This is a genomic window from Candidatus Pelagibacter sp. PS_02, assembly GCF_059418065.1.
Genome location: NZ_CM182079.1, coordinates 989384 through 1015018 on the forward strand (window position 1 = coordinate 989384; position 25635 = coordinate 1015018).

The window sequence follows — 25635 nt, forward strand, 5'->3', positions numbered from 1 at the left end:
AAGAAATTATAAGATTTTTATCTTTTAAAAGATGGTGTTTAAAAAAAGCAAAAACTATCCAATTGATATTAAAGTAAGATCATCACTTAATTTTCCAGATTTAGAGCTGTCAATTATTTTTTTACTAATATCTGATAAGTGTTTCTTCGAATCTTTTGTGTAGTTATCTTCAATTATTTCAATTGAACCTTCAATACCTATTTCTTGTCCTTCAGCATTTAAACTTTCAGACAATCCATCTGTAAAAACATAAAATTTGTTTCCATTTAAAACTTGTTTATTAATTTTATAAATTGATTTATTTTTTTGGTGAATAACCCCCATCGGCGGCGCTTCACTATCAAAATTTTGGTATTTACCATTTTTGTCTCTAATGATAGCTGGTTGATGTCCCGCATTTACCCATGAAACTTCTTTGGTAATTAAATCATATTTTCCAAGAACACATGTCACAAACATGCCTGATGTTTTGGTGAGAAATAAATCGTTATTCATATGAAGCATCATTTCATCTGGATCTACCTGATCTCTTGACATGACTTCAAATAAAGTAGAGGCTTTTGCCATCACCATTCCAGCATGAACTCCCTTACCTGCTACATCTGCAATTATAAAATTAATACTATCATTATGGGGATAAAAACTAAAAAAATCACCTGAAACTTCTCTCGAAGCAATATTAATTCCTTGCACAGGATAATTTTGTAAATCTCTTTTTGGTAAAAAATTTTCTTGAACTTTTACAGCCAAATTTATTTCTTTGGAAATTCTACTTCGCCACTTTTCTTTTTCATTTTCGCTAACCTCAAGCTTGTTCATCAATTTATTATAATAAAGTCCTATTACCCCTCCTGCAGTGAAAGGATCTTGTGGGCCTCTAACAGAGAGATCTCCACTTTCAGACTGTTTTTCAAGGATTGAAATTAAATCATGTTCTACTGAAACTGCATTATGTTCAGCAATATTTAATCCTAATTCCTCTTGTAAAGGAGTTACTCTTAATGGATAAAAATAATTTAAAATTTTTAAAATAATATAAGATCCAAAAAATGCGAAAGCACCAATTGCTAATATTCCTATAACCTGGACTTCAATTTGCTCTAACCTTGTAAGTCCTGTTCCTAATTTTTCTAAATCACTGAACAAACCAACTGAAATAGTTCCCCATACACCTGCTCCTAAATGAACTGGCACTGCACCTACGACATCATCTATCTCATATTTGTTTAACAGTTCATTTATAAAAATTGCTACGATTGCACCAATAATACCAACAAAAATTGCCGTAACTGATGTCATTGAATTACAACCAGCTGTTATAGCAACCAATCCTGCAAGAGGACCTAATATTACATAAAATGGATCTGGTTTTTTAAATAATAAAAATGAAATACCTAGTCCAGTTAACAACCCAAAAGCAGCAGAAAGAAATGTATTTATCAATATTAATGGCACTGTTTCATCCATTGCTCCATTACTTCCGCCATTAAAACCAAACCAACCAAACCATAAAATTAAGGTTCCTAAAACGGCTAACGGAAAACTAGAGCCAGTAAATTTACCTTTATTAGACTCAGAATATTTACCAATTCTTGGCCCTAAAATTAATACAGCAGCAAGTGCAATCCATCCTCCAACAGAATGAACAATAGTGCTACCAGCAAAATCAACAAAACCAAGTTCTGTTAACCATCCAGTATTTTTAATTTCTCCCGTAACAGCCGATAACTGCATTACAGTATCATTCATATTATTTAGATAACTGGATGACCAGGCCCAATGACCAACAATTGGATAAATTATGCCAGTTGCAATTATCGTTATTATTAAATATCCATTAAATTTCATTCTTTCAGCCACAGCTCCAGAAACTATTGTTGCAGCAGTTGCAACAAACATGGCTTGGAACACAAAATATGTCATGTAATCAGCTTTTTCGGTTTTAAAGAAAAAAAGATCTGTTCCAAAAAAACCATTATAACTTGTCCCAAACATTAAGCCGAAACCAAAAATCCAAAAAACTACAACTGATAAACCAAAATCAGCAGCATTCTTAAGAGCAACGTTAATACTATTTTTGTGTCGTGAAAGACCAGTTTCCATACACATGAAACCAGCTTGCATGATGAAAACTAATATCGCACAATCAATAACCCAAAGAGTATCAACAAACGATTTTACAGATTCCAAACTAATACTTTCCATTTTCTATCAATTTATAAATATCATCTTTAAATTTATTTTAAAATTTATCAATCGTTATAGATGCGATTAATTAGCTAAAATTAATAATAACTCTTAAAATTTCTTATTTACCAATTGCAATAATTGTTAAATCATCATCAAGAATATCGTTATCTTTTTTAACACCATCTTCCACAATTTCTTTTTTTAAACTTTTTAAACGAATTTCTTCTGTCGCACTTGTTAATTCTTTTTGTAATGAAGAGTTTGTGTGTTTTAAAATTAATTCTTTTACACCATCAATTCCAATTTCTTGTTTATTTTCATCCAAGCATTCTGAAAATCCATCTGTAAAACAGTAAATTCGTCCACCATTTAATTTAAAGCTTTCTAATTGATAAACACTTTCATCTTTGTGCTTAATCACTGCCAAAGGCATTGAGCTTGAAGGATATTCTTTAAAATCTTTACCCACTTTTAATAAAGTTGGCTGATGTCCAGCATTTGCAATTTCAACTAAATCTGTTTTCAAATTATATCTTCCAACAATTGAAGTAATAAAGGTACCAACAGGATTAGTTTCTTTCAAATCATTATTCATCTCTAATAAAATTTCGTTAGGCTTAAATTTTTGCTTAGCGAAGATCTTAAATAAAGTAATAGCTTTTGCCATAACCATTCCTGCATTCACCCCTTTTCCTGAAACATCAGATAGGGTGAAATACACCTCATCATCATGAAGGTAAAAATCATAAAAATCTCCCGAGATTTCTCTTGCAGGAATATTTAATCCAAATATTGGATAGTTTTCTATATCTCTTTTTGGCATTAATCGTTGCTGAACATTCATTGCAAGTTTAATTTCTTTAGAAACTCTATTCTTCCATTTGTTTTTTTGCTTTTCACTTTGTTCCAATTTGTTCATTATGACATTATATTGCGTGCCAATAATTCCACTTTCAGTAAAAGGATCTTGTGGTGCGCGGCTTGAATAATTGTCTGATTTTGCTTGATTAGTTAATACCTCAAGTAATTCGTGCGTGTCCGTTGATGCATTGTGTTCTGAAATATTTAAACCAAGTTCTTCATGAATTTTACTTACTCTTAGAGGGAAAAATGAATTAATAGTTTTTAATATTAAATAAGAACCAATGAAACAAAAAGCACCAATTGAACTTATGCCAATTAGTTGAATATATATTTGTTCTAATCTTGTTTTTTCAACACCCATCAATTCAAAATTTGCAAACAAAGCAACTGCAATAGTTCCCCAAATTCCACATGCTAAGTGAACTGGTATTGCACTAACCACATCATCAATTTTAATTTTTTCAAGTAATACAATTGTTGAGCCTGAAATAATTCCACCAATACTTCCTATTATAATTGCATGAGTGGGATCAACATAAGCACAAGAAGCAGTTATTGAAACTAGTCCAGCAAGGGGACCCGTGATCATAAATAATGGCTCTGGTTTTTTTAAAACAATGATACCCATAACACTTGAGAAAATAAGTCCAAAGGATGCTGATAAAAAAGTATTAATTAAAATTAATGGAATTTTTAAATCCATTGCACCATTAGCACCTCCATTAAATCCAAACCAACCAAACCACAAAATTAAAGCACCTAAAGCTGCCATTGGTGTATTGCTTCCTTGAAAAGATTTTTTTTTATCATCTTCTCTAAATCTTCCAGTACGGTTACCAACTACCAGTAATACTGATAAAGCAATCCATCCTCCTACAGAGTGTACAACGGATGCACCTGCAAAATCTAAATATCCTAATTGACCTAACCAACCAAATTTTTGATCAGGATTTTCAAAATTAAATGCCCAAGACCAGTGACCTACAATTGGATAAAAGAGGCCAGAAACTAATAATGTAATAATTATATATGAGAAAAACTTTAATCTTTCTGCAACTGCACCTGAGATAATAGTTGCAGCTGTTGCAACAAACATTGCTTGGAAGACAAAATATGTTTGATAGCCTGCAACCTTAGTGGTGAAGAAAAAAAATTTGGTACCAAACAGTCCTGATACACTGGTTCCATACATTAATGCGAAACCAAACGCCCAAAAAACTACAACAGATATTCCAAAGTCTGAAACATTTTTAAGGGCAACGTTAATACTGTTCTTGTTCCGAGACAAACCAGTCTCTAAACACATAAAGCCTGCCTGCATTAAAAAAACAAGGATTGCACAAATTAAAAGCCAAAAGGTATCTAAATTTGCTTGTAAGATTGCATCTAAGCGAAATTCTAATGCATTTAAAGCTCCCTTATTAGTAAGCTCTAATTGATTTATGTTGGACTGCAGCTTATTGAGCAATATCTGAGTATCAGCTGCAGTCATAATTTTATTTTAATTAATCTACTAATTTTCTAGCTTCACCAGCATCAGTAATAATCTTATCAACACTCACCACTTTAATAACTTCAAAGCCGGTTCCAAGGATTGCTTTTTTATAATCTTCATTAGATAAATCAGATTTATCAGGGTAAGATGATACCGCAACACCTTCTGGCCATGAGACTTTAACAGTAGCAGATGGGCTAGCTGCTTGAAGTGCTTTAGTTACCATTTTTTGGCATTTAATACACATCATTCCATTTACTTGGGCAATTTGAGTTTGAGCTGCAAATAAATTGGTTGAAAATAAAACAAAACCTAAAAATAGTATATATTTTTTGAACATAGTTTTTCCTATTGTTAATTATAAGTCAAAGCTATCACGCATCAATTCATTTTAAAATTCGTCAATCGCCCAAAATGAGCCTTTTTGATTAAGATGAACTCAAATATCTATATTTCTTGAATAATTTATATATTATCTATGAATACTCATTGGATCAAAATAACAATCCATATGATCTATAGTTTCAAAAAAAATTTCATTTAACTCACTAGAATGAACCGTTGGACAAATTTTTTCTACATTTAATTCATTAATATAATCTTTTTTAAATTTTTTCATTGTTGAGGAGCCAGCATAAGATGCTGAAGCTTGTAAAATACTTCCAGAGTTAACTAGAGTTAAGCTTGGCCCAAGTGCTGCAGAATATGGACCGCAATTATTTAATAACGGTATAAGCAAGAATATTAAAATAATTTTTTTCACATCATCAATTTATACAAGAATATTTAATTTGAAACTGTAAAACTATCCATTATGGGTGGTTAGCTAATTTTTTTAGCAATCATCGCCTCTAGTAAAATTGCCGTTACGACTAAGGATTAATTGGCAAGCTCCATCGATTTCTTTAGCAATTATATTAAAATTTGAAGAACCTATGCTTGCAACACAAATTTCATAACCCATATCTTTACCAATTTGATCTCCTCCACCAAACAAAATTGTTTCAATATCATTTGATGTTGATGAGGTAGGTGTGCAGCTATCATTATCCTGCGTGTAATAATTTCCACTATTTGAATATTCTTCTGTTTGAGCTAGTGATATTTGTAGCATCACATTTTTTGCAGATTTTTCTTTAGTGCCTGAAATATAACCGCTGTAAGTAATAACTCCTACAGAAGCTAAAATACCAATTATTGCTACCACAACTAAAAGCTCAACCAGGGAAAACCCTAGTGAGCTTTTAATTTTTATTTTTTTTGTTTCTTGCAATCGAGATGATTATTCTATTGCAACAGCATTAGTTAGTACGTCAACAGTTGCGTCGTCACCATACTGTGTTGAAACGGTAATAGTTCCAGCATCATCCCCTGTTATTGTTGTAACACCTTTTCCTGATGCTAGACATGTTGTACTACCATCTGAAGCCGTTGGCACAGTACTACCGTCTGTTACTCCTTTACAAACTGGCGTGTATGTGTTTTTAAAATCTGCTAGTGCAGCAACAGCACCACTCATGATTAAAGCTTCTGTTCTGCCTGAACATGTTAAGTTTCCACTCATTGCAGTAGACTCTGTACCCATGTTACATTTTTGAATTTCAGCAGCTAAATATTTTGTTACTGCCCCTTGGTTTGATTTAGAAGCATTAATTTTTGCACTCTTAGTGTAACCATTGTAAGCAACAACACCTACCGCAGCTAAAATACCTATAATTGCTACAACAACTAGCAATTCAATAAGTGTAAAACCTTTATTATTTTTCATAATTTCCTCTGTTATTAGTTATTATTATTAAATTTATTATAATTATTGATGATGTAAACTAAAAATCTTATTATATTAAATAATAATCAAAGATAATTGACCATATTGGGTTTACTTGTTTCTTATTTTTGTTAATAGCTATAAATAGTAAATAAAATATGAAATATAAAGTTACAGATAATGAAAATGTAAGCACTGTTTTTCTTACTGGAGAAATAGATATGGATGTTGCAGATGAGGTAAGAGAAATTGTTTTTCCTTTAATTGATGCTGGAAAAGAAGTTCATTTAAATTTAAAAGATGTACCCTACATGGACTCTTCTGGTATATCGATAATTATAGAAAGCAATCAAAGAGCTCGAGAGAAAAATACTAAAGTTGAACTTAAAGAGGTTAGTCAACCTGTTGAAAAAGTTCTAGCAATGGCAAGAAAGTTTTTATGACATACAAAATTACAGAAGAAGACAATATAAGCACCATATTTTTAGATGGTGAAATAGACATGGATAAAACGGATGAAGTTAAGGGAGTTATCTTTCCTGTTATCGACTCTGGTAAAAATGTTGCTTTAAATCTAAGTAATGTTCAATACATGGATTCTTCTGGTATTTCAGTTTTAATAGAAAGTCATCAAAAAGCCCTTGAGAAGGGAACCAAGCTTGTCATTAAAGATGTGAGTAAATCTGTTTTAAAAGTAATCATGATGGCAAAGTTAGAACAAATTTTAAATTTGGAGTAAATAAATTATGAGTTTAGAAAACTTTAATCGTTCAGAAAAAAAAGATTTTTTAGTTAGCTCAGCAAGTTTGAAAGATGTCAGAGCTTTTTCTAGAGATGTTTTTGAAAAATTTAAAATTGATGAAGATTTAAGAGAAGAGTTAGTTTTAGCGATTGCTGAAGCTGCGCAAAATATAGTTAAACATGCATATAAAGATATGCCTGACACTCAAGATAAAATGGTTGTAAGAATATCTTGTAGTGATGATGTTCTAGAGATTTCTTTCTTTGATAAAGGTAAACCAGTAGAAAAAAGCAAAGTTAAGCATAGAGCAATCGATGATATTAAACCAGGTGGACTAGGAACATTTTTTATTCAACAAATTATGGATTCAATTAATTTTGAACCAGGAAAAGAACCCTGGATTAATAATTTAGTTTTAACCAAAAAATTAAAAATTAGTTAATTAAAGCACCCACGTTAAATATTGGTGAGTACATGGCTATCATTAAACCACCAATCATTACTCCCATGAAAACAATCATGATAGGTTCAATTAAAGCAGACATGTTATCGACTGTCGTATCAAATTCTTCTTCATAATAAGCAGATACTGAATTAAACATTTCATCTAATTGACCTGTTTGTTCTCCGACAGAAATTAATTGACTAAAAGTTGGTGGGAAGAGTGGTTCTTTTAAAAAAAGTTTTGTTAAGGTATCACCAGAGAACACACCTTTTTTTACACTCTCTAGTGCATCAGTTATCACATCATTATTACTAACTGATTTTGCAATTTCTAAACTCTCTAATAAATTTACACCTGCTGCACTTAAATTACCCAAAATCAATGCAATTCTTGCCAGTAGAGATTTTAAGATCATATCTCCAAAAATAGGTAATTTTAAAATTTGTTTATGCCATCTAAAACGAATTGCAGCATTTCTTTTTACAATAAAATTAAACCCGAAATATCCGCCTATTCCACCAAACAGGATTACTTTTCCACCTGTACCACTTAAAAAATCACTCATTGCCATGATGGTTGCTGTTGCAGCGGGTAATTCTAAGCCCATTCCATCGTACATTTTTGCAAATACTGGAACTACTTTAATCAACATAAAAGCACTTACAGTAATCGCTACTGTAAACATTATCGCTGGATACATTAAAGCTCCCTTAATTTTTTTCTTAATCTTTTCTTTTTTCTCTAAAGAATCTACTATTTTAAGTAAAAATACATCTAGCTTACCACTTGCTTCACCAGCCTTAATCAAGTTGACATAAATATTATCAAAGTATTGCGGATACTTTTCAAAACATTTTGATAGGTTCACACCCCCTTCTAAACTTTTTCTAATATCTTCTATAATGTCTTTAAGAGCAGGACTTTCTAATTGGTCCCTTAACATTATTAAAACCTGCAAAATAGGTAAGCCCGCCTTAACCATGGTTGCAAATTGCTTTGAGAATATAAGAATTTCTTCTACTTTAACTTTTTTTTTCCCAAAAAGAGATGAGCCACCTGATTTTTTTTTTGCTTCACCTTTTTTTTCTTAGACTTAATTATGTTGGTGATTATTACTTTTTTTTCTTTTAATAAATGAGAAGCTTCATCAAGGTTGATTGCCTCAATATCTCCTTCTACATATTTACCTTCGGATATTCCTTTATAAGTAAAAGCTTCCATTTTTATTCGCTTGAAAGAATTCTCTCATACTCTCTAAAATTAAGCTCACCAGATGCAATCATTCTTCTACCCATATCTTGCATCGTTCTAAATCCTTCCTTAATAGCTATTTCTCTTAATTCAGGAGTGGTTGCTTGTTTTAAAATAGCTTCTTTAATTGGTTTTGAGACCACTAAGATTTCATAAATACCTTGTCGACCTTTGTATCCTGAGTCACTACATTTTGCACAACCTTTACCTTTGATGGCTTTTACTTTTGAAGCGTCTTCATCACTAAACCCCATATCTTTAAGAACCTTAGGATTAACATCATCATCAGGCACTCTACAATCTTTACAATTTTTTCTAGCTAGTCTTTGGGCTACAACAAGTTGGCAGGCAGCACTTATTAAATAATCTGGCGTTCCCATGTTTTGTAATCTAGTAATAGTACTTGGAGCGTCATTAGTGTGTAGAGTACTAAATACTAAGTGACCTGTAAGGGCAGCCTTTAATCCGATATCAACTGTTTCTTTATCCCTCATCTCACCAACTAGAATAATTTCAGGGTCTTGTCTTAAAAAAGATCTTAAAGCTTTAGCAAAGGTAAAACCGATATCATCTTTAATTTGTACTTGTCCTACACCATCTAATTCATATTCCACAGGATCTTCAGCTGTTAAAATATTTAAATGGGGCTTACTTACTTCTTTTAAAATACTATATAACGTTGTTGATTTCCCAGATCCTGTTGGTCCAGTTACCAAAATTAATCCCTGACTACCGTGAATTCCTTTTCTTAGACTTTCTAAATCTTGCTTTTCAAAATTTAATTGTTCAAGGGTAATATCTCCCGCGTCTTTGTTAAGAATACGCATAACAATTCTCTCATTATTTGCAGTAGGTAAAATTGATAAACGTAAGTCAACTACTTTATTACCAATTTTAAAATTAATAGCTCCATCTTGTGGTAATCTTCTTTCTGCAATATCTAATTTACCCATAATTTTAAATCGAGTAACTACTGCCCCGTAATTGTCATGCAGAAACTGTCTATAGGTTTCTTGTTCTTGAAGCATACCGTCTAATCGATATCTTACTCTTGAACTAAATCGGTAAGGCTCTATATGAATATCACTAACACCCATTTTAATTGCATCTGCTACCACCGCTGTACTAAATTTGATTACCTCTGACTCATTTTCAATTGCTTCAATATCTTCTTCTGGTTTATTGTCTAAAACTTCCCCTGCATCTCCTAAATCTGTTTCAAAAGTTTTTGTTTTTCTCCTATTCTCATTTCGAATTGACGCAATAGTTACTTCATCTGTTTCACTTGATAATCTTTCAATATATTCAGAAATATCACCTATTTTTGCAGCATGAAGTTCTATGTTTTTTTTTGTAATAGCTTTTAAATTTCGCATCAATCCCAATTTTGAACTATCTGGGATTGCCATGTGTAAAGTTTTTCCATCAATTTTAAATGGTGCTACAAAATTCATCTTAATATAGTTTGATGGTAAAACTGTTTTTACTTCTTCAGTAATTTCAACTGACTTTAGATCAATTATTTCTAGATTTTGTTCTTTAATTAATAAATCAATTATTTTTTTTTCATCAGTAAGCTTTAATTCAAATATTGCATCAATTTGAGATTTATTGTTTTCAGTGCTTACTTTTTTAATATCTATTAAATCTTTTCCAGAAATAATGTCATTATCAATTAAGACATTAACTAAATTAATTTCACTCTCTCTACTTATTTTAAACATTATAAAATTCTTGGAGCGATAAATACCAATAACTCGTTCATTGTATCAGAATTTGATTTTCCACTAAGTACTTTTCCTAGAATTGGTACTTTTGACGTTCCTGGAACACCTTGTCTATTATTCGCTACGTTATTTTTTTTAATACCACCAATTACAACTATATCCCCATCAGCTACTAATAATTTTGTATTTATCTCCATTTTATTTACACCTACCGATGCTGCATTTGCTCTATTTGGAGTATCATTGTTTACTTGAATTGAAAGCATAACGTTTCCATCACCTATGATATTAGGAGTAACTATCAGTTTTAATGATGCATCAACTGGTTTATCTTCCCCTTCTCCACCATCAATATAAATTGTTTCACCCTGATTAATACTTGCTTGTTGATTATCTAATGTAAATAATTTTGGATTAGATACTGTTTTTGATAAGCCTTGAGCTTCTAAAAAATCAAGTTCAAGTTTTAAAACAGCAGAACCTGTTTTTTTCAATATTCCAATTCCACTTGTTGCAGCAGCTGACCCAAAATTTACTAAATTATCTGTTCCAGCACCGCTTGTAAAAGCACCTGTTGAATCAGATAATGCAGCCCCTGTTCCTGATGCAGCTCCTACACTGCTACCTCCTTGTGTACCACCCATTCTTAAACTTTTTCTTGTGTAAGCAGCTCCAAGTCTTTTTCCTAAACTTTGCTCAAATGTTGAAGTAGCTTCAACTATAAAAGCTTCTATTAAAACTTGTTTTGTTCTTTTATCAATTTCTCGAATAACTTTATCAACGATATCTAAATCTTTCTCTTTACCTCTAACAATAATTGATCTTGTGGTTGCTTCTTCCGTTACTTGTATTGGTATAAAATTCCCATTCGTTCCAACAGATGTAAATAATTCTGTGATTGTGGCTTTAGCTTCTGATGGGGTTATATAATAAAGTCTAAAAATTTCTGAAATAATTGGTTCTACTGAATCTTCTAATTCAACTTTTTTCTTAACTGCTGAAGCTCTCGCTGATTTATAACCTTCTTGTGACGTTAGATTAGCAGGAGTTGAAACTCTAATAATATTACTTGCTACATCTATGTCTGCTGCATAATTTTTTAAATCTAATAATGCATTAAATGCTTTATCCCATGGAACATTATCTAACTCTGCACTTATTGATCCTGCCACATCGTCACCTACTAAAATATTAATTTGACCAACTTCAGACATTAATTTCATTGCTTCTTTAAAATCTAAAGCTTGAAATTTAAAAGAAACATTTTGTTTTAAAGATTTGAAATCTTCCGAAATTAATAAATAATTTCTCTCTTTAACAGATGATATTTGTTTTCTTTTTTTAAGCTTTATGACATCACCTTCAGCAGGAGTTGGTCCCATTTCTACACTTTTTTCAACCTCTAGTTTTCCAGTTTTCTTGATATCAGTTTTTATTAGTGGGGTGTCGTGTTTAAAAGAACCAGTGTTTTTAGCAAATTTTTCAGCACAACCTGTTAAAAAAATAAATAAAAAAGGTAAAATTAAAAATAATATTTTGTTTTTAAATTTCATAATTATTTTGTTCTTTCTGTAATTTTATTATTAAAATTTATCACTAAGAGAGAGTTTTCATTTTTTTCAAAAACTGCTTCTCTATTATTTAATCCAACTAATTTTACTCCAGGGCTTAATTCTTCAAACCTAGCTAAAGTAATTATATTTCCACTTGAATTAATTAAAGATACGAACCCATCATCATTTGCAGAGGTCATTATCCCAACTAATTTAAACTTATATAAGCTCATTTCATTTTGTGCCTCTTCTGGATTACTTGATAAAATTGTATTACCACCAGTTAATGAACTATCTCCAGCAAAAGGATCGTTTAATGGAAGAGGCTCTTCATCTTTAATTTCTGATGAAATATTCGATTGTGAATTTGCCTGTTTTTCTTTGATCTTTTTATTTATCTCTTTAGCTTTATCAATAATGTTTTGCTCTTTATCATGACTATCAGCCATGGAAACTTTTGATAGCAACATAAAAAACACTGAAATAATGATTATTTTAAAAAAATTCATTTGGTAACCCCACTATTGTTAACGTACCTTTTACTTTTATCGCTCCAGTTGTATTCCCTTTTACCACCTGAATAGACTCTTTGTCAAAGTTTAACATTTTGTTAGAAAGCGATAGAGCTCTTTTAAATTTTATGTAACCAATAAAATTACCATCAATTTCAAAATCAACAGGGATCAAATAATAGGCAATATTTGCAACATTTTTAACTTGGTTGTTTTTCTTTTTTTTCGTTTTTTTACCGTCTGCTTGGGCTAAGGCTTGTGCTTTTAATACTTCTTGAATTACCTTTTTTTCAATTCTAGTGATTACTAGATCATTTTGTCCGGCGTATTCACTTAATGTTTGATAAAGACCCTCTACTTCAGCTTTAGAATGAAACAAGCTAGAGTATTTTTCATAATCAGGCTTAAGTTTTTTAATTCTTGCTCTCATTGAATAAATTTCAGAAGTAAATTTTGCAGTTTCTTGTATTTTCAAATTCATGTCGTCCAATTTAGCTTTTCTAGACTCAACCATTGGATTTAAAATTGCGTAATAAATTATTAAGAAAAAAACAATTGCACCAAAGATTATTCCTATTTTTATAAGAGTTTTTTTATCAGCTAATTTTGTAATCTGATCCTTGATATCAGACATGTTAATATTTTTTAAATCTATATCCATTGCTATATTTTACCTGTTTTAATTTTTACAAACACTCTAAAACCTTTCATTGTAGCACCACCTGCTGTAGATTTTGGTAATCGCATTGATGATAATGATGCTTGCTCAACCAATTTTTGATTTCCTAAATTTTCTATAAATTTCAAAATATCTTGATCACTTGCAGCTATTCCTTGAATAGTTAATCTTCTAGATCCATTAAATTCAACTTGATCAAATTTTACACGGTTTGGAACACTTGAGGCTACTTGAGCTAAAATTCTATAAGTTAATTCTTTATTTGATTTAAGTGTTCTACTTAATTTTAAAGACGTATTAATTACACTAAGTTCTTTTGAAACTATATTTTTCTGTTTAATAATTTTAGCATGATCTATTTTTACAGTTTCATATTGTTTTAATTTATTATTATAGGAAACAATATTCCAAAAAGATAAACCAAATAATACCACATAAATTGCAACTACAGCAGCAGTAATACCCTTGAATGCAAAACCTGAAATTGCTTTCATCTTCTTTTGCTTCATTACATTTGATCTATCTGGAAGAAGATTTATATTTTTAACTGCAGTAACAAATTTATAATAACCAAAGACATCAAGTTTTCTAAAGGCTAAGCCAACAGAAGTAGATAGATAAGATCTATTTAACTTATTATCTAAAATTTGTTGATACTGACTTGGAATTTTTAATCCTTCTGTGGGATCAAAAGTGTTAAATCCAACATTCATTAAAATTTTTCTAAAACTTCCTAAATATTCATCGACATTTTTAATATCTGAAACAACTTTTATGTTTCGAATTCTCTTTTCATATTTAGTCTCAAAATCTTGAATTGCTTGCTTAACTTGAGTAACATATCTTCTAACTAATCCTTCTTTTTCTTCAGTATCTTGGGAATCTTGTAAAATTTTTCTATCTTGCCCTCTAATAAAAATATCAGTTATTATTGGGTTATTATTATAGAGGATCATTAAATAATTTTCATCTAATCCAAATTCTAAAACAGCAGTTAAATTGGCATCCTCAGTTTTATTTGTTATTTGATTAACTTGATCAACTGATGACTTTAAAGCAAAACATTTAACATCTATGATTACAGGATTTAAACCTGCATTTTTAATTATTGAAGTATAACTATTTATATCAGTTAATTTTGATGCAACGAATAAAATATCCATTGTATTTTCTTTATCATTTCTATTTATGACTTGATGAAAAATAGAATAATCTTCCAAACTATCTGTTAGTTGAACTAGGTTTTCCCACAATGAATTAGTTTCGATTGCTTTATTTAATTCATCTTCTTTCATTAAAGGTGCGGTGACTACTCTTATGATTGCACTAGTTACCGGAATAGCAATTGCTGCATTTGGTGAAGTTATTTTGTATTTTTGAATTGCTAATACTAATTCTTCTGAAAATTTATCCGCATTATCAATTGGAGTACTATCATCTGTAATGTCGACGGGGTGAATATGTAATTTTTCTAACACCCATTGATTAGCTTTGTTACTAGAAACTTGGACTATTCTTATTTCTTTATTTGCTAACTCAATACCAATTATTTCTTCGCCTTGAACACTAGATTTACCTAATTTGGATTTGAAAAAATTTTGTATTTTTGATTTATAATTTCCAACTTTAGAATTATTAAAAGATGATTTTTTTATATTTTTAGCAAAATCTGGTTTTTTAATTTTAATTTCCTTAATTTTTCCAAAAATATTTGATAATTTACTTTTTACCTGATCTTGGGTAGATATTTCTGAGTTTTCATTTAATGGAACACTTGAAGTTTGTGGTTGTGCTTCATTATTACTTTGATTGGTTGTTGAAATATCAATTTGTGAAGATTCACCCTCTTCTGGCTTAATATTTTCTTCAATTTTTAATTTTTTACTTTCTTCATGAACATCATCAAACCATTTTTCCAAAATTGGTATTGCATCATCTAAATTTGTTGTTCCAGAAGATGAAATTTTTTGTTTACCATCAATATAAAGTCTACCTACCCAGTTTCTTGATTTAAGTTCACCTTTATATTTATCTTGCCTTACATATATATGTAGTCTTCCATCTTTTTTATGAATTACCTCATGCTCTTTTTTTTGTTCCTCATTATTAGTATTTGATGCACTTACATTTTGCTCAACAGATTCATCTTGAGATTGTAAAGTTTCTGAATTTTCAGTTAAATTATCATTTTCATTGGATTTTTCTGATTCATTATTATCAGTTTCTTGAGGATTTAAAGTATCAGTTGAATCGTTTTCAGATTGGTTTTCCTGATCACTCTTTAAAGTCTCTTCATCATTATTAGTATTTGATGCACTTACATTTTGCTCAACAGATTCATCTTGAGATTGTAAAGTTTCTGAATTTTCAGTTAAATTATCATTTTCATTGGATTTTTCTGATTCATTATTATCAGTTTCTTGAGGATTTAAAGTATCAGTTGAATCGTTTTCAGATTGGTTTTCCTGATCACTCTTGAGAGTATCTTCCTCTTTATAATCAAATTTATCTTTATTATCTTCGTCCATAAAACTTATAAATAAAAATTAATATTTAAATTGTTAATTGATTCTCTAACACAAAATTAATAAAATTCTAACACAAGATTATAATCATTATGTTCAAAATGGGTTGAATTTAATAATGAAATACAAAATATTCAATTAAATCAACAGTTTATTAAAATCATTGAAAAAAATTAAATTTAAGATATTTTTTTCTAAATAATATTTTCTCTAACACATTTATCATAATTTTATCTTTTTATATTGTGTTAGAAATTTAATATTTTTTTCTATTTTTAAAAAATAAGTAAAATAGCTATTTTTTATTAAAACAACTTTTAATTGTTTTTTGTGTGAGAGAAAATTTTTTTTGTGTGAGAGAAAAATTTATTTGTGTTATAATTTTTTTAATTTTTTTTGTTTAGAATTATTCTAATATATTTTTTTTTCCTACATTAGAAATATTCCAAACTATTTTTTTTCTCTTTAGAAAGATTCTAATATATTTTTATTTTACTTTAGAAAGATTCTAATATATTTTTTGCAAATTTTAGAATTATTCTAATTTATAAAAAAAAAAATTATTTTTTTTTCTCTAACACAAAAATTTTATTCTAACACATTTAAAAAAAAAAATTATTTCATTTTGTGTTAGAAAATTAACATAATATTCTTTTTTAAAAAAGTAAGCAAAATCAACGTTTTTAATATTATGAATATAAAACATAAAATGTGTTAGAGCTATATTTATTTTGTGTTATAATTATTAATATTATCATATTTTTAAAAAAGTCAATAAAATCAACATTTTTTATATTTTCAATAAATTTATTGATTTGTGTTAGAGATAATTTTAATTTTTATCCTATGTGTTAGAGATAATTTATATTTTTTATGCTGTGTGTTAGAGATAAATATGAATATTAACAAAAGCTCAAACAGCCTTACATCACTCATCCCTTTGGGATAATATATATAAATTTTAACATTGATCCATCAAATTGTTGATTATTGCGGATGGCAATATTAGATTTTGATACAATTTATATTATGGTTAAAGCCTAAATCTGGGGACTAAACTCAAATTAACTAATTAAATCTGATTTGTGGCAAATTATGAGAGATTTCACTCTAAATTAGAGATTTGACTACCAGTATAGGATTTATAGCAAATTATGAGAGATTTCACTCTAAATTAGAGATTTGACTAGGATTGCAGGATTTATTTCTAATTATCAGATATTTGACCCAAAATTAGAATTATTACATGAAACTGGGGGTAATTACTCTTATTAACTGGAAACTATCCCATAAACATTTTTACTCTATCTTAAAGAGTGTAAATAAAAACATCTATCCATAATTATTAACCATCAACCGTTACAATTGTTAAATCATCCTTTTGTATTCGACCAGATTTAATTATATCCTCGATAATCTTGTTTAATCTTTCATGGTTTGGAATTTGTTGATACTTTTTTATATAATCTTTAAATCCTTCTGCCTCTAACATACTTCCTTTAGCATCTCTTATTTCCGTAATACCATCAGTAAAAATATACATTGAGCTGTTTGAAAAATTAATTTTGGTTTCTTTAAATTTAAACTTAGGAGCAATGCCTAAAGGAGGTCCTGCTTCTTCAAAATTAGAAAAGTTTCCATCTTTAGAATAAATTAACGGAGGTTCATGACCAGCGTTTGATAAAGTTAATTCTTTTTTGTTACTATCGTAAATTCCAACCAGCATTGTTACAAACATTCCTCTTGAAGTAGTTTCACAAATTTCTGTATTTAAAATATCTAAAAGACCTGCTGCAGAAAAATTTGTTTTACTTAAACATCTATAAAGACTAGATGCTTTAGACATTAGTAATGAAGATTTAATTCCTTTACCTGAAACATCTGCAACTCCAAATCCGTAAACTCCATTAGATAATTCTGAAAAATTATAAAAGTCTCCAGAAACAACTTTGGCAGGAATATTTATTCCAGCAATAGGAAAATTTTCTTTAATGTTTTGAGATAGTAATGTTTTTTGAATCTCTCCAACAATTTCTATTTCTTTTTCTATTCTATTTTTAACAATCAAATCTTTTGCCATCTTAGCATTTCTAATTGCTAATGCAGCAGGACCAGATAAAGTTTCTAAAAGTTTTCTATCGCTTTCTTCAAAAAGTTTGTTGTCTGTTTTTTTATTTAAACAATGAATAACACCAATACATTCATCTGAAACAATTAATGGTGAACATAAAACAGAATAAGTTGTAAAATTTGTTTTATTATCTAAATCAAAATAAAATTCTGCAATTTCTCTTACATCCTTTCTAACATCTCCAACTCTTATACATTGTTTCATGAGTGCTGCTTTTCCCATGACACCTTGAGTAATTGGAATTTCAAAATCTTCTAGATATGCTTGGTGTTTTGATGCAATACATTGAAAGTTTTGCTTATCATTATCTATTAAAAAAATGTTAGCAGCTTGAGCATTAATTCTTTTAATAATTAGCTCTAATGAAGTTTGTAGTGTTTCTTTTAAATCAAGAGTTTTAGCAAACTCCTGGCCCATTTTTGTAACCAATTCTAAGTCTTTAACGCTTGTATTGTCGACTTTTATTGTTTCTGTTTTTTTAGCACCAAAGAACATGTTATTTATAAATTGATATTCATTAAATTTTTGATAGTTTTGAGACTGATGGAACTCATTATTCATAGTCCTAACTTCTACTTACACCTTACAGACGCAATGATGCTTGTACAATATTGCATTGATGGTTTCATAGAACTGTCCTCCAAAATTAAATTATAAGTTGTGTTATATCTTATAGCATTTATCTTTGGAAGTATATGGGGCAGCTTTAGTAACGTTTGTATCCATAGAATTCCTGACGATATAAGCGTTGTAACAGGAAGATCCCACTGTCCATCCTGTAAAACCCTAATTAAATGGCACGATAACATTCCATTATTTTCATATTTGTTTTTAAAAGCAAAATGCAGAGGTTGTTCGGCTAAAATTAATATTAAATATTTTTTAGTAGAATTAATATCAGCAATAAATTTTGTAGTAATTTTTCATTTCTTTGGAGTTTCATTAACTACTCTTCTTTTTTTTATTTTAAGCATCTGTTTTGTGATTATTTTTTTTATTGATTTAAAACATTTCATAATTCCAAATGAGTTAACATACCCTCTTATGATAATTGGTTTATTAAAATCATTTGATCCAAATTTAAATACCACTCTGTTTCCAAATTTAGTTAACTCTTTAATAGGTGGTTTGTTTGGTTACATAATCATTTGGTTAATAATTTTTACTTATAAAAAATTAAGAAACAAAGAAGGAATGGGTTTGGGTGATGCTAAATTACTTTCTGTAATTGGTTTTTGGTTTGGATGGGCTTCAATTCCTTTTGTAATATTTTTTTCATCTCTCATTGCACTTTTAAGTGTTGTCCCAGATATAATTAAAAATAAAAAAGATCTTTCGTCTCAAATTCCTTTTGGTCCTTATTTAATTATAGGAAACTTAGTTTTTCTTATTTTTAATGAACAGATAAGATTATTTTTGAATTAAGAATATAACCCAGAGTGGTCGATTAACCATTAGAATTATTTTTTAAATTAATATAGATCAGTGTGTATGAAAAAATTTCTTTCCATAATAACCATATTCACTTTATCTTTTTATATATTGGTTGAATTTATAGGAGACAGATTAATTAAAAATATATTAGAAGATAATATTTCAAGTTCATTAAATAGAGAAGTATCAATTAAAAAATTAAGTATTGATTATTTAAGTGGTGAAGCTCGTGCAAATAACATTAAGATACTTAACAAAAAGTTTGATGGTAATTTAGCAGAAGTAGATTTTGTTAAAGTAAATTTAGATACATTCTCAATTTTTTCTAATGATATATTGATTAACGATGTTCAATTAAACAATATAAATTTAAATTATTATTTTAAATTTTCTGACAGAATTACTTCAGACAATCTAAGAAATCTTCAACAAGATCTTGAATTTAAAAATACCGACTCTCAATCAAGCAAATACTTTAATATTAAAAACCTAGATGCTAAAAATATTAATTTAGCCGTATTATCTTCTGATTTTGATTTTGAAAAAACCTTTACAATTAATGATATGAATTTTAAAGATATTGGTAATACTAAGGATAGTAAAAACTACAAAGATATTTTAAAAAAAGTATTTAAAGACATGGTGGTTGATGTACGAGAAAAAATAATGAGTAATAATTTATTAGATGCTGTTAAAAATTTGGATATCAAGCAAATAGAGGATACAGTAAAAGACAAATTAAAGAACAAGCTGAAAGGTTTGATTAACTAAATGAATACTTTTTTATTTATCAACATTATTATTGCATCATTAAATATATTCATTTTAGTTTATGCATATTCTTTAAATTTTTTTCCAATCAAATGGAGAAAAAAAATAAAACAAGATTCAATTGTTGGTTTGGCAATTATATTTATAACTATGCTTGATATGTTTGTGTGGGTTATATATTCCTATTTTAGGTTGTTTTCAGCTTCTTAGATCCACTTGTGAGAGTGTTATAACTTGAATTAATATCCTGTATCTCTCCAACCACCTGTATTTGACAAGATCTCACCAGGAACAGCTATAACAGAATATAAAGTATCACTGTCTTCACTAGGCCCTGCAACGTTTGCGTAAAGTTTGTCACCAAATATTACTAATTCAGATAAAACCCCTTCTCTAATGAATGTACAGTTGCTTCCGTTAGCTTCTGCGCCTTTAACAAGTTTATGTGAATTATTAGTTCCACATTCATCATCTGCTACACAAATATATGCATTTCCAATATTACATCGATTTGATCCTGGAGGCGGTTCATAAACTGGAAAATATACTTGTCCTTTAAATAAAGTTGGTGGGGCAGATGCTTTTCTGTGTGAATTATTATCACCTTGTGTATCTAAATGGATTACCCAGGCACTTTCTGCAGAATCTGGGCAAAGACTAGCATCAGTATCTCCTGTAACATCTGAGCAAACAGTTGCATCATCAATCGATTTAGCATTATCAGCTCCTTGATGAGCTGTGGATGTAAAAGCTTGATCATCAAATGAAGGAATAGTCACTCCATTTAAATGTTTAAAATAAGGATAATCAAAATCTCTAATCCCATATAAAATATTATCCATATTTCTATCTATATCTCCAAGTTTATTAAAGTCTCCAGTACCACCAAACAACCAAAAATCTTTTGTGGTAACTCCTACACCTGCATCCATTGAGAAAAAAGTATATCTTTTATTGGTAGTACTTGCGTTTAATCTAAATAAGGTTGTTTGATCAAATAATTTAGCATCATTTTTTGTAGAGTCTGTTAAATTTATTTTAGTAATTTTTCCTTCTCTATCATTAATATAAACCATTGCCCCACGCCAAGGAATTCCAAATCCAGTATCAGGAGTGATCACAAGTGGGGACGTTGGAACCGCATTATTAATATTGCTACCGTTAGGTGTTTCAATTATATCATTTCCAAGAGCCACGCCTGATGGCGATGTATCAACAATTGTAATTGGTCCACCGTTTTGATCTCCACCGTAAAGTTTTCCTGGCTCATCCATATTGTCTAATTCAACCATAAACAAAGCAGAGCCCGCACATAAATTATTATTAGCCATTCCTGCACCCATAATTGCAACATATTTATCATTTGCTGGGTCTTCTCTCTCTGCTTCAATGTCTGATGGTAATCTTACAATTCTTGGTGTTGACCAAGTTTCACCTAATTTACTATAGTCAAAGAATGGATCAATTCCAGAAGATGATGTGCATGAGGTTTGAACAAATATATTTGTTGTTTCTCTTGTTTCATTTACACTTCCACCTGGATTATAAATTTTATCTTCATCAAAAGTAATTACAAATTGGCCATCGATCATTCTTGCATCTGAAAATTCTACTGGCAAAAATTCACCATCAACCATTTCTGAAACATTTATCATGTTTTCAGGTATGGATTGATTATTTGGGGTATTAAAAGATATATCACTAAAAGTGAAAGTTCTTCCTATGTAACAAGAAGCAGTTCCAGCAGTTTTAAATTCTCCAGTCACATCTGCATCAGACTGACATACAGCAATTGCATCTTGATTAGTAGTCGTCTCCGAGTCGATGGCTTCATCAGCAGTAACAGCTTCATTAAAATTTGATTGCGCTTTTAGGGCTTCATCTGAAGCAGATATTTCTGCAGAGCTTGAAAAATACTCTAATTCTCTAACTTCTCCTTCGTTGTCCATGATATATACAACATTATTAATATAATCATTATATACACTGAACATATGCATTGGTCCTAAACCATCTCTTACTAGTGGAGTGGTTACATCTAATACTGAAAAACCAGATCCACCTCTTCCAAACGGTTGGAATAATATGGTATGCCAACTAGCGGAACCTTCGACATCACCCTCTGGAGTTAAGCCTTTCATAAACACATCATGGACAACTGGAGAGCCGTCTACTCCAAACACTGCATTACTACCTCCCTTAAATCCATCAATTGCTCCATCAAGTCTGGAGTTAATTAATGTAGGTAATTTTCCAATTAAAAAGGGTGGTAAGAATGCCCATTCTTCATTTCCTGTTTCAGCAGAAAAAGCATGGAGTAATCCACTGTTAGAACCTGCATATAAAATATTTCTTCTACTTTGTTGTGAAGCTTTAAAGGCTTGATAATTATTTATAGTTCTAAAGTAAGCTTCTTGGTTATTATCAGTAAATTGGGTATTTCCATCTGGTGCGCCAATTTCAATTAATTGAGAATGATATATATCTCCAAGAACATGGCTTCTTAATTCTGTAGTGTCACAATCTCCATCATAATCAAAAAAATCTTGACCAGCTAAAAAACGTAGAATTCCATCTCGCTCATCATCTGTGGTATCATCTCCACCACATTTTGATGTTGAGGAATGATAATTTCTAAGAACATATCCTAGTCTTTCCATCTCAGGTTCTAAAGTTGGTGCAGTAGCCTCATTAACGTTATCCCAATTTCCTAAATAATCTAAACTTTGATCTGCAATGGGTGTCCATATATTTCTGCTATCAGCTGTACCAGGATCTGTAGGCCCGCCAGCTGCTTGCGTTCTTACTCGAGCTGCTGCATCCCAGTTTCCTGGTGCGTTAGGATCATGTTCAACTGTTCCATCTGCATTTAAAGTTTTCCTCAATATGGTTCCTTTCCACTCTCCAAATTGTTCATAAGCAAATTGCGCTTGGTATAATGAACCCCCTTGTTGAATGGTTGCTGTAATGGATGGTGCGGTAAATGCTAATCGCTCAGCTAAAATTTGTCTAATTTTCTGCTGAAGCTCAGTCTGAAGTTCCAGAGGTGTAGTGGCTACAATAGTTTGTTCACAATCTTCACCACCTGCTGCATCACATGAACCAACTAAAGCTAATTCATTAAATCTATTCATGCCACTAGCTTTTATTCCATCTCCATAAGCAACCATCAAAGTTTTAATTCCTAATTCTTCTCTCATTCTCGTAAGTCTGCCTGCCGTCCGCCCTTGAAAACTAGTTGAAGCAGTTCCTGTACCAGACATCTCACCATCACCAATAACAATTACATAATTTAACTGACAGTCAGAGTTTGGGTCATGAGGAGAAACTGGACCAAAAAAATAATCATGAGCAATCTGAGAAAATGCTTCAGAGTCTGTGCCCCACTCCACTCCTAATCTCTCAACAACAGGAATAGCGTTACCAGCACCCTCTGGACCAATTCCAACATTTAAACAAGAATTACCAGTACATATTCTGCTTTGACCAGCAGGATGATTGCCGGACCAACCTCCATAATAATTGCAAGAAGTACCACTACCATGGCAATATTTGCCACCTCTTCTATCAGTTTTTCCCTGACTACCTTCGCCAGCGTTCCAGTGACCAAAACCAAAATTAGCACCACTAGTTAAAGTACTATCTGTCAAAACGGCAATAATTGCTGCTTTTGCTCCGTCTAGTCTTGTTATTTTTGGCCCACCATATTGAATTTGCCAAGCTGTATTTCTATTTGCAGATGTAAAATTAGCTTCTGTTAATTCATCAACATAACTATTATGACTAAATAAAATTCTCCCACCAGATTTACTTATAGCAGTTAGTGCATTTGTAACTCTAACGCTATCAGCAGCTAAATTTCCAGCAGCTTGACCAGCGTTTGAAAGTGAACTAGCGGTTCCTAGACCGGTAATACGTGTACAAATGTTGTACCCAGCAGTCCATTGTACTCTTACAAGTTCTCTTCCGCTACCTCCTACAAAAAAAATATCATCGTCATTGCTAGATAACTCAAATTGTGTAATTTGGTTTATAGTTGAGTTACGGCTAGCACGACACTCCTTTTTTTCACCCCAGGCATATGAAATTACATTTTGTCCTCCAACATTTCTTGTTGCATATTCATAAAGATTCCCATCATCAGAAATATACATTCTTGTAGAGTCGCTATTTAATCTATAACGGTTTCCGTCATATATTCTGCCAAACACATCCGTTTGACCTTTACCTCTACCTGTAATTTCTTCGCAATCAGCTTGATTTAGATTACAGGTCATTTGAAAAGCATTTTTTCTACCCGATCTACCAAAAACTCCTACAATAATATGTCCTGCTGCATTAGCACTAATGTCCATACCGCGAATATGTTTTACACTATTTACCGTTAGTGCAAGTCTACATCTATATTGTGTATCAAGGGCAATAACTGCAACAGAAGAGGACCCATCATCAAATTGAACAGCAAATAAAAGATTTTCGTTACTGATATTAGTTCCTGGAACAGTTACTCCTGTTACATAGCGAGCTTCATGATATTTTCTAGTTGTAGAAATAAGATGATTAGTTGTTCTGGATCCATCCCTTAAACGGTAATCACATCGTTGATCAGTATTACTTCCTGCCCACCAAGTATCTCTTGTATAAGATCCGCCTGATTGATTGGTTCCAGTAAAGTTAATTCTCTCACCGGCAGAATTAAAAAGATATAATCCTCCCAGCGATTTATCGGCACTTGTTAAAACCCTATTTCCATTTCCATCGATTGCAGCAGAGCTTATAACAGGAATACCATCTCCTAATGTACGTCTCATACTAGCGGAGCTATCTAATAAAATTAAAATATTAGCTGGTACATCCCCTTCACCTGATCCAGGTGGCAATGGTTTTGCATAAGATGTTTGATTAAAATTAATAATTAAAATTAATAAACTAAATAATTTAAATAATATTTTCATAAATTAAAAAAACTTTATGACATTAGGTCCGAACAAAAATGAATCAAACTCTGGCTTTGTAATAATTAACATTTCATAAATTCCACTTGAATCACTAACTCTACCATAAATGACGTCATCACCAAAAGATGACAAAGATATAGCCCCTGTCCACTCTTCATCAAAATCTACTTCACTTTTGTACCCTAAATGTGTTTTTGCAAAGTCTATAATTTTGTTATTTTTTGCTTCACCCAAAGCACCTTCAATTTCAGTTCCAATGAGTTTTCCTTCTTTAATAAATACTTTTAAAACACTATTTTCTAATTGAGAATTTTCACATAAATTTAAACTGTCATATTCTTTAACGTAGGTAGCAGTTGGATCACCACCACCCGGAGGCTCGTCTAAATTATCATATTTTTCAATGATGCTTGAAACTGGGGTACCAATTTGTTCTTTTAAAAATTCACACGCCCCGCTCATGCTTAATGAACTGAAATATAAAAAAAGTGATAAAAATCCAATAAAGATATTTTTCATTATCATTAATAATAGCCCGTATTTTAAAAGATTGTAATTAAGATTGTAATTAAAGTAATGATTATGGTGTT

22 protein-coding genes are annotated in these 25635 nt (G+C 30.5%); 6 read left to right on the top strand and 16 right to left on the bottom strand.

Features of this window, described 5'->3' with window-relative positions; translation table 11 throughout:
* Window positions 1–54: 54 nt before the first annotated feature.
* The 6 genes from amt (AC5SL4_RS05215) to AC5SL4_RS05240 form a co-directional block, all read right to left on the bottom strand.
* Entirely contained in the window at window positions 55–2190 is a 2136-nt protein-coding gene (amt, locus tag AC5SL4_RS05215; protein WP_011281440.1) for an ammonium transporter, read from the bottom strand.
* Between the two features lie 118 nt (window positions 2191–2308).
* Window positions 2309–4546 carry an ammonium transporter gene (gene amt / locus AC5SL4_RS05220; RefSeq protein ID WP_027307136.1) on the bottom strand — a complete coding sequence of 746 codons (2238 nt, stop codon included), beginning with the start codon at window positions 4544–4546 and terminating at the stop codon, window positions 2309–2311.
* A 13-nt stretch (window positions 4547–4559) separates the two neighbouring features.
* Complete coding sequence (locus AC5SL4_RS05225; protein ID WP_011281442.1) at window positions 4560–4889, bottom strand: heavy-metal-associated domain-containing protein; 330 nt, start codon at window positions 4887–4889, stop codon at window positions 4560–4562.
* A 132-nt stretch (window positions 4890–5021) separates the two neighbouring features.
* Window positions 5022–5312: a hypothetical protein gene (locus AC5SL4_RS05230; RefSeq protein WP_011281443.1), complete on the bottom strand. Its 291-nt coding sequence runs from the start codon at window positions 5310–5312 to the stop codon at window positions 5022–5024.
* 72 nt (window positions 5313–5384) lie between these two features.
* Complete coding sequence (locus AC5SL4_RS05235) at window positions 5385–5822, bottom strand: type IV pilin protein (protein ID WP_027307137.1); 438 nt, start codon at window positions 5820–5822, stop codon at window positions 5385–5387.
* 9 nt (window positions 5823–5831) lie between these two features.
* Window positions 5832–6317 (bottom strand): prepilin-type N-terminal cleavage/methylation domain-containing protein, encoded by a 486-nt coding sequence (locus AC5SL4_RS05240; protein WP_011281445.1) that lies wholly within the window; start codon window positions 6315–6317, stop codon window positions 5832–5834.
* A 158-nt stretch (window positions 6318–6475) separates the two neighbouring features.
* Between AC5SL4_RS05240 and AC5SL4_RS05245 the strand changes: the two genes are divergently transcribed.
* From AC5SL4_RS05245 to AC5SL4_RS05255, 3 genes are read left to right on the top strand one after another with little or no spacing between them, the layout of a single operon-like run.
* Window positions 6476–6760: an STAS domain-containing protein gene (locus AC5SL4_RS05245; protein WP_006997853.1), complete on the top strand. Its 285-nt coding sequence runs from the start codon at window positions 6476–6478 to the stop codon at window positions 6758–6760.
* Entirely contained in the window at window positions 6757–7056 is a 300-nt protein-coding gene (locus AC5SL4_RS05250) for an STAS domain-containing protein (protein ID WP_006997852.1), read from the top strand. The genes AC5SL4_RS05245 and AC5SL4_RS05250 overlap by 4 nt, the downstream gene beginning before the upstream one ends.
* Window positions 7057–7063: 7 nt before the next feature.
* Complete coding sequence (locus tag AC5SL4_RS05255; RefSeq protein WP_027307138.1) at window positions 7064–7501, top strand: ATP-binding protein; 438 nt, start codon at window positions 7064–7066, stop codon at window positions 7499–7501.
* Here the strand turns inward: AC5SL4_RS05255 and AC5SL4_RS05260 are convergent.
* The 8 genes from AC5SL4_RS05260 to AC5SL4_RS05295 form a co-directional block, all read right to left on the bottom strand.
* A complete protein-coding gene (locus tag AC5SL4_RS05260) occupies window positions 7494–8486 on the bottom strand; it encodes a type II secretion system F family protein (protein ID WP_494587207.1) in 993 nt (330 codons plus the stop codon). The genes AC5SL4_RS05255 and AC5SL4_RS05260 overlap by 8 nt on opposite strands.
* Window positions 8487–8521: 35 nt before the next feature.
* On the bottom strand, window positions 8522–8725 hold the full coding sequence (locus AC5SL4_RS05265; RefSeq protein WP_494587208.1) for a hypothetical protein: 204 nt from the start codon (window positions 8723–8725) through the stop codon (window positions 8522–8524).
* 2 nt (window positions 8726–8727) lie between these two features.
* A complete protein-coding gene (locus AC5SL4_RS05270; RefSeq protein ID WP_006997849.1) occupies window positions 8728–10479 on the bottom strand; it encodes a GspE/PulE family protein in 1752 nt (583 codons plus the stop codon).
* The gene (locus AC5SL4_RS05275) at window positions 10479–12035 is read right to left on the bottom strand and encodes a secretin GspD/PilQ domain-containing protein (RefSeq protein WP_006997848.1); all 1557 of its coding nucleotides are present in this window, start codon (window positions 12033–12035) and stop codon (window positions 10479–10481) included. Before AC5SL4_RS05275 ends, AC5SL4_RS05270 begins: the two co-directional genes overlap by 1 nt.
* 2 nt (window positions 12036–12037) lie before the next feature.
* The gene (locus AC5SL4_RS05280) at window positions 12038–12544 is read right to left on the bottom strand and encodes a hypothetical protein (RefSeq protein WP_006997847.1); all 507 of its coding nucleotides are present in this window, start codon (window positions 12542–12544) and stop codon (window positions 12038–12040) included.
* Complete coding sequence (locus AC5SL4_RS05285; RefSeq protein ID WP_006997846.1) at window positions 12531–13208, bottom strand: hypothetical protein; 678 nt, start codon at window positions 13206–13208, stop codon at window positions 12531–12533. Before AC5SL4_RS05285 ends, AC5SL4_RS05280 begins: the two co-directional genes overlap by 14 nt.
* A gap of 2 nt (window positions 13209–13210) precedes the next feature.
* Entirely contained in the window at window positions 13211–15754 is a 2544-nt protein-coding gene (pilM, locus tag AC5SL4_RS05290) for a pilus assembly protein PilM (RefSeq protein WP_494587209.1), read from the bottom strand.
* A gap of 1342 nt (window positions 15755–17096) precedes the next feature.
* Window positions 17097–18443, bottom strand: coding sequence for a GAF domain-containing SpoIIE family protein phosphatase (locus tag AC5SL4_RS05295; RefSeq protein ID WP_006997844.1), 1347 nt, complete (start codon window positions 18441–18443; stop codon window positions 17097–17099).
* Window positions 18444–18542: 99 nt separating this feature from the next.
* On the opposite strand from AC5SL4_RS05295, the gene AC5SL4_RS05300 reads away from it, so the two are divergent.
* The 3 genes from AC5SL4_RS05300 to AC5SL4_RS05310 all read left to right on the top strand — a co-directional run bounded on the left by AC5SL4_RS05300 (window position 18543) and on the right by AC5SL4_RS05310 (window position 20297).
* A complete protein-coding gene (locus tag AC5SL4_RS05300; RefSeq protein ID WP_494587210.1) occupies window positions 18543–19307 on the top strand; it encodes a prepilin peptidase in 765 nt (254 codons plus the stop codon).
* Between the two features lie 66 nt (window positions 19308–19373).
* Entirely contained in the window at window positions 19374–20087 is a 714-nt protein-coding gene (locus AC5SL4_RS05305) for an AsmA family protein (protein WP_006997842.1), read from the top strand.
* Window positions 20088–20297 (top strand): hypothetical protein, encoded by a 210-nt coding sequence (locus tag AC5SL4_RS05310; RefSeq protein WP_006997841.1) that lies wholly within the window; start codon window positions 20088–20090, stop codon window positions 20295–20297.
* 29 nt (window positions 20298–20326) lie between these two features.
* Here AC5SL4_RS05310 and AC5SL4_RS05315 read toward each other — a convergent pair whose 3' ends face one another.
* Together AC5SL4_RS05315 and AC5SL4_RS05320 are read right to left on the bottom strand one after the other, a co-directional pair.
* Window positions 20327–25042 (bottom strand): PilC/PilY family type IV pilus protein, encoded by a 4716-nt coding sequence (locus AC5SL4_RS05315; RefSeq protein ID WP_494587211.1) that lies wholly within the window; start codon window positions 25040–25042, stop codon window positions 20327–20329.
* Window positions 25043–25045: 3 nt separating this feature from the next.
* Entirely contained in the window at window positions 25046–25564 is a 519-nt protein-coding gene (locus AC5SL4_RS05320; protein WP_027307144.1) for a hypothetical protein, read from the bottom strand.
* Window positions 25565–25635: the final 71 nt, after the last annotated feature.

Coding starts and splice junctions, on each gene's coding strand:
- AC5SL4_RS05305 (WP_006997842.1), top strand. CDS start 19,374: ATGAAAAAATTTCTTTCCATAATAACCATATTCACTTTATCTTTTTAT.
- pilM (WP_494587209.1), bottom strand. CDS start 15,754: ATGGACGAAGATAATAAAGATAAATTTGATTATAAAGAGGAAGATACT.
- AC5SL4_RS05255 (WP_027307138.1), top strand. CDS start 7,064: ATGAGTTTAGAAAACTTTAATCGTTCAGAAAAAAAAGATTTTTTAGTT.
- AC5SL4_RS05265 (WP_494587208.1), bottom strand. CDS start 8,725: ATGGAAGCTTTTACTTATAAAGGAATATCCGAAGGTAAATATGTAGAA.
- AC5SL4_RS05225 (WP_011281442.1), bottom strand. CDS start 4,889: ATGTTCAAAAAATATATACTATTTTTAGGTTTTGTTTTATTTTCAACC.
- AC5SL4_RS05250 (WP_006997852.1), top strand. CDS start 6,757: ATGACATACAAAATTACAGAAGAAGACAATATAAGCACCATATTTTTA.
- AC5SL4_RS05245 (WP_006997853.1), top strand. CDS start 6,476: ATGAAATATAAAGTTACAGATAATGAAAATGTAAGCACTGTTTTTCTT.
- AC5SL4_RS05315 (WP_494587211.1), bottom strand. CDS start 25,042: ATGAAAATATTATTTAAATTATTTAGTTTATTAATTTTAATTATTAAT.
- AC5SL4_RS05310 (WP_006997841.1), top strand. CDS start 20,088: ATGAATACTTTTTTATTTATCAACATTATTATTGCATCATTAAATATA.
- AC5SL4_RS05275 (WP_006997848.1), bottom strand. CDS start 12,035: ATGAAATTTAAAAACAAAATATTATTTTTAATTTTACCTTTTTTATTT.
- amt (WP_027307136.1), bottom strand. CDS start 4,546: ATGACTGCAGCTGATACTCAGATATTGCTCAATAAGCTGCAGTCCAAC.
- AC5SL4_RS05280 (WP_006997847.1), bottom strand. CDS start 12,544: ATGAATTTTTTTAAAATAATCATTATTTCAGTGTTTTTTATGTTGCTA.
- AC5SL4_RS05270 (WP_006997849.1), bottom strand. CDS start 10,479: ATGTTTAAAATAAGTAGAGAGAGTGAAATTAATTTAGTTAATGTCTTA.
- AC5SL4_RS05320 (WP_027307144.1), bottom strand. CDS start 25,564: ATGAAAAATATCTTTATTGGATTTTTATCACTTTTTTTATATTTCAGT.
- AC5SL4_RS05240 (WP_011281445.1), bottom strand. CDS start 6,317: ATGAAAAATAATAAAGGTTTTACACTTATTGAATTGCTAGTTGTTGTA.
- AC5SL4_RS05260 (WP_494587207.1), bottom strand. CDS start 8,486: ATGGTTAAGGCGGGCTTACCTATTTTGCAGGTTTTAATAATGTTAAGG.
- AC5SL4_RS05295 (WP_006997844.1), bottom strand. CDS start 18,443: ATGAATAATGAGTTCCATCAGTCTCAAAACTATCAAAAATTTAATGAA.
- AC5SL4_RS05285 (WP_006997846.1), bottom strand. CDS start 13,208: ATGGATATAGATTTAAAAAATATTAACATGTCTGATATCAAGGATCAG.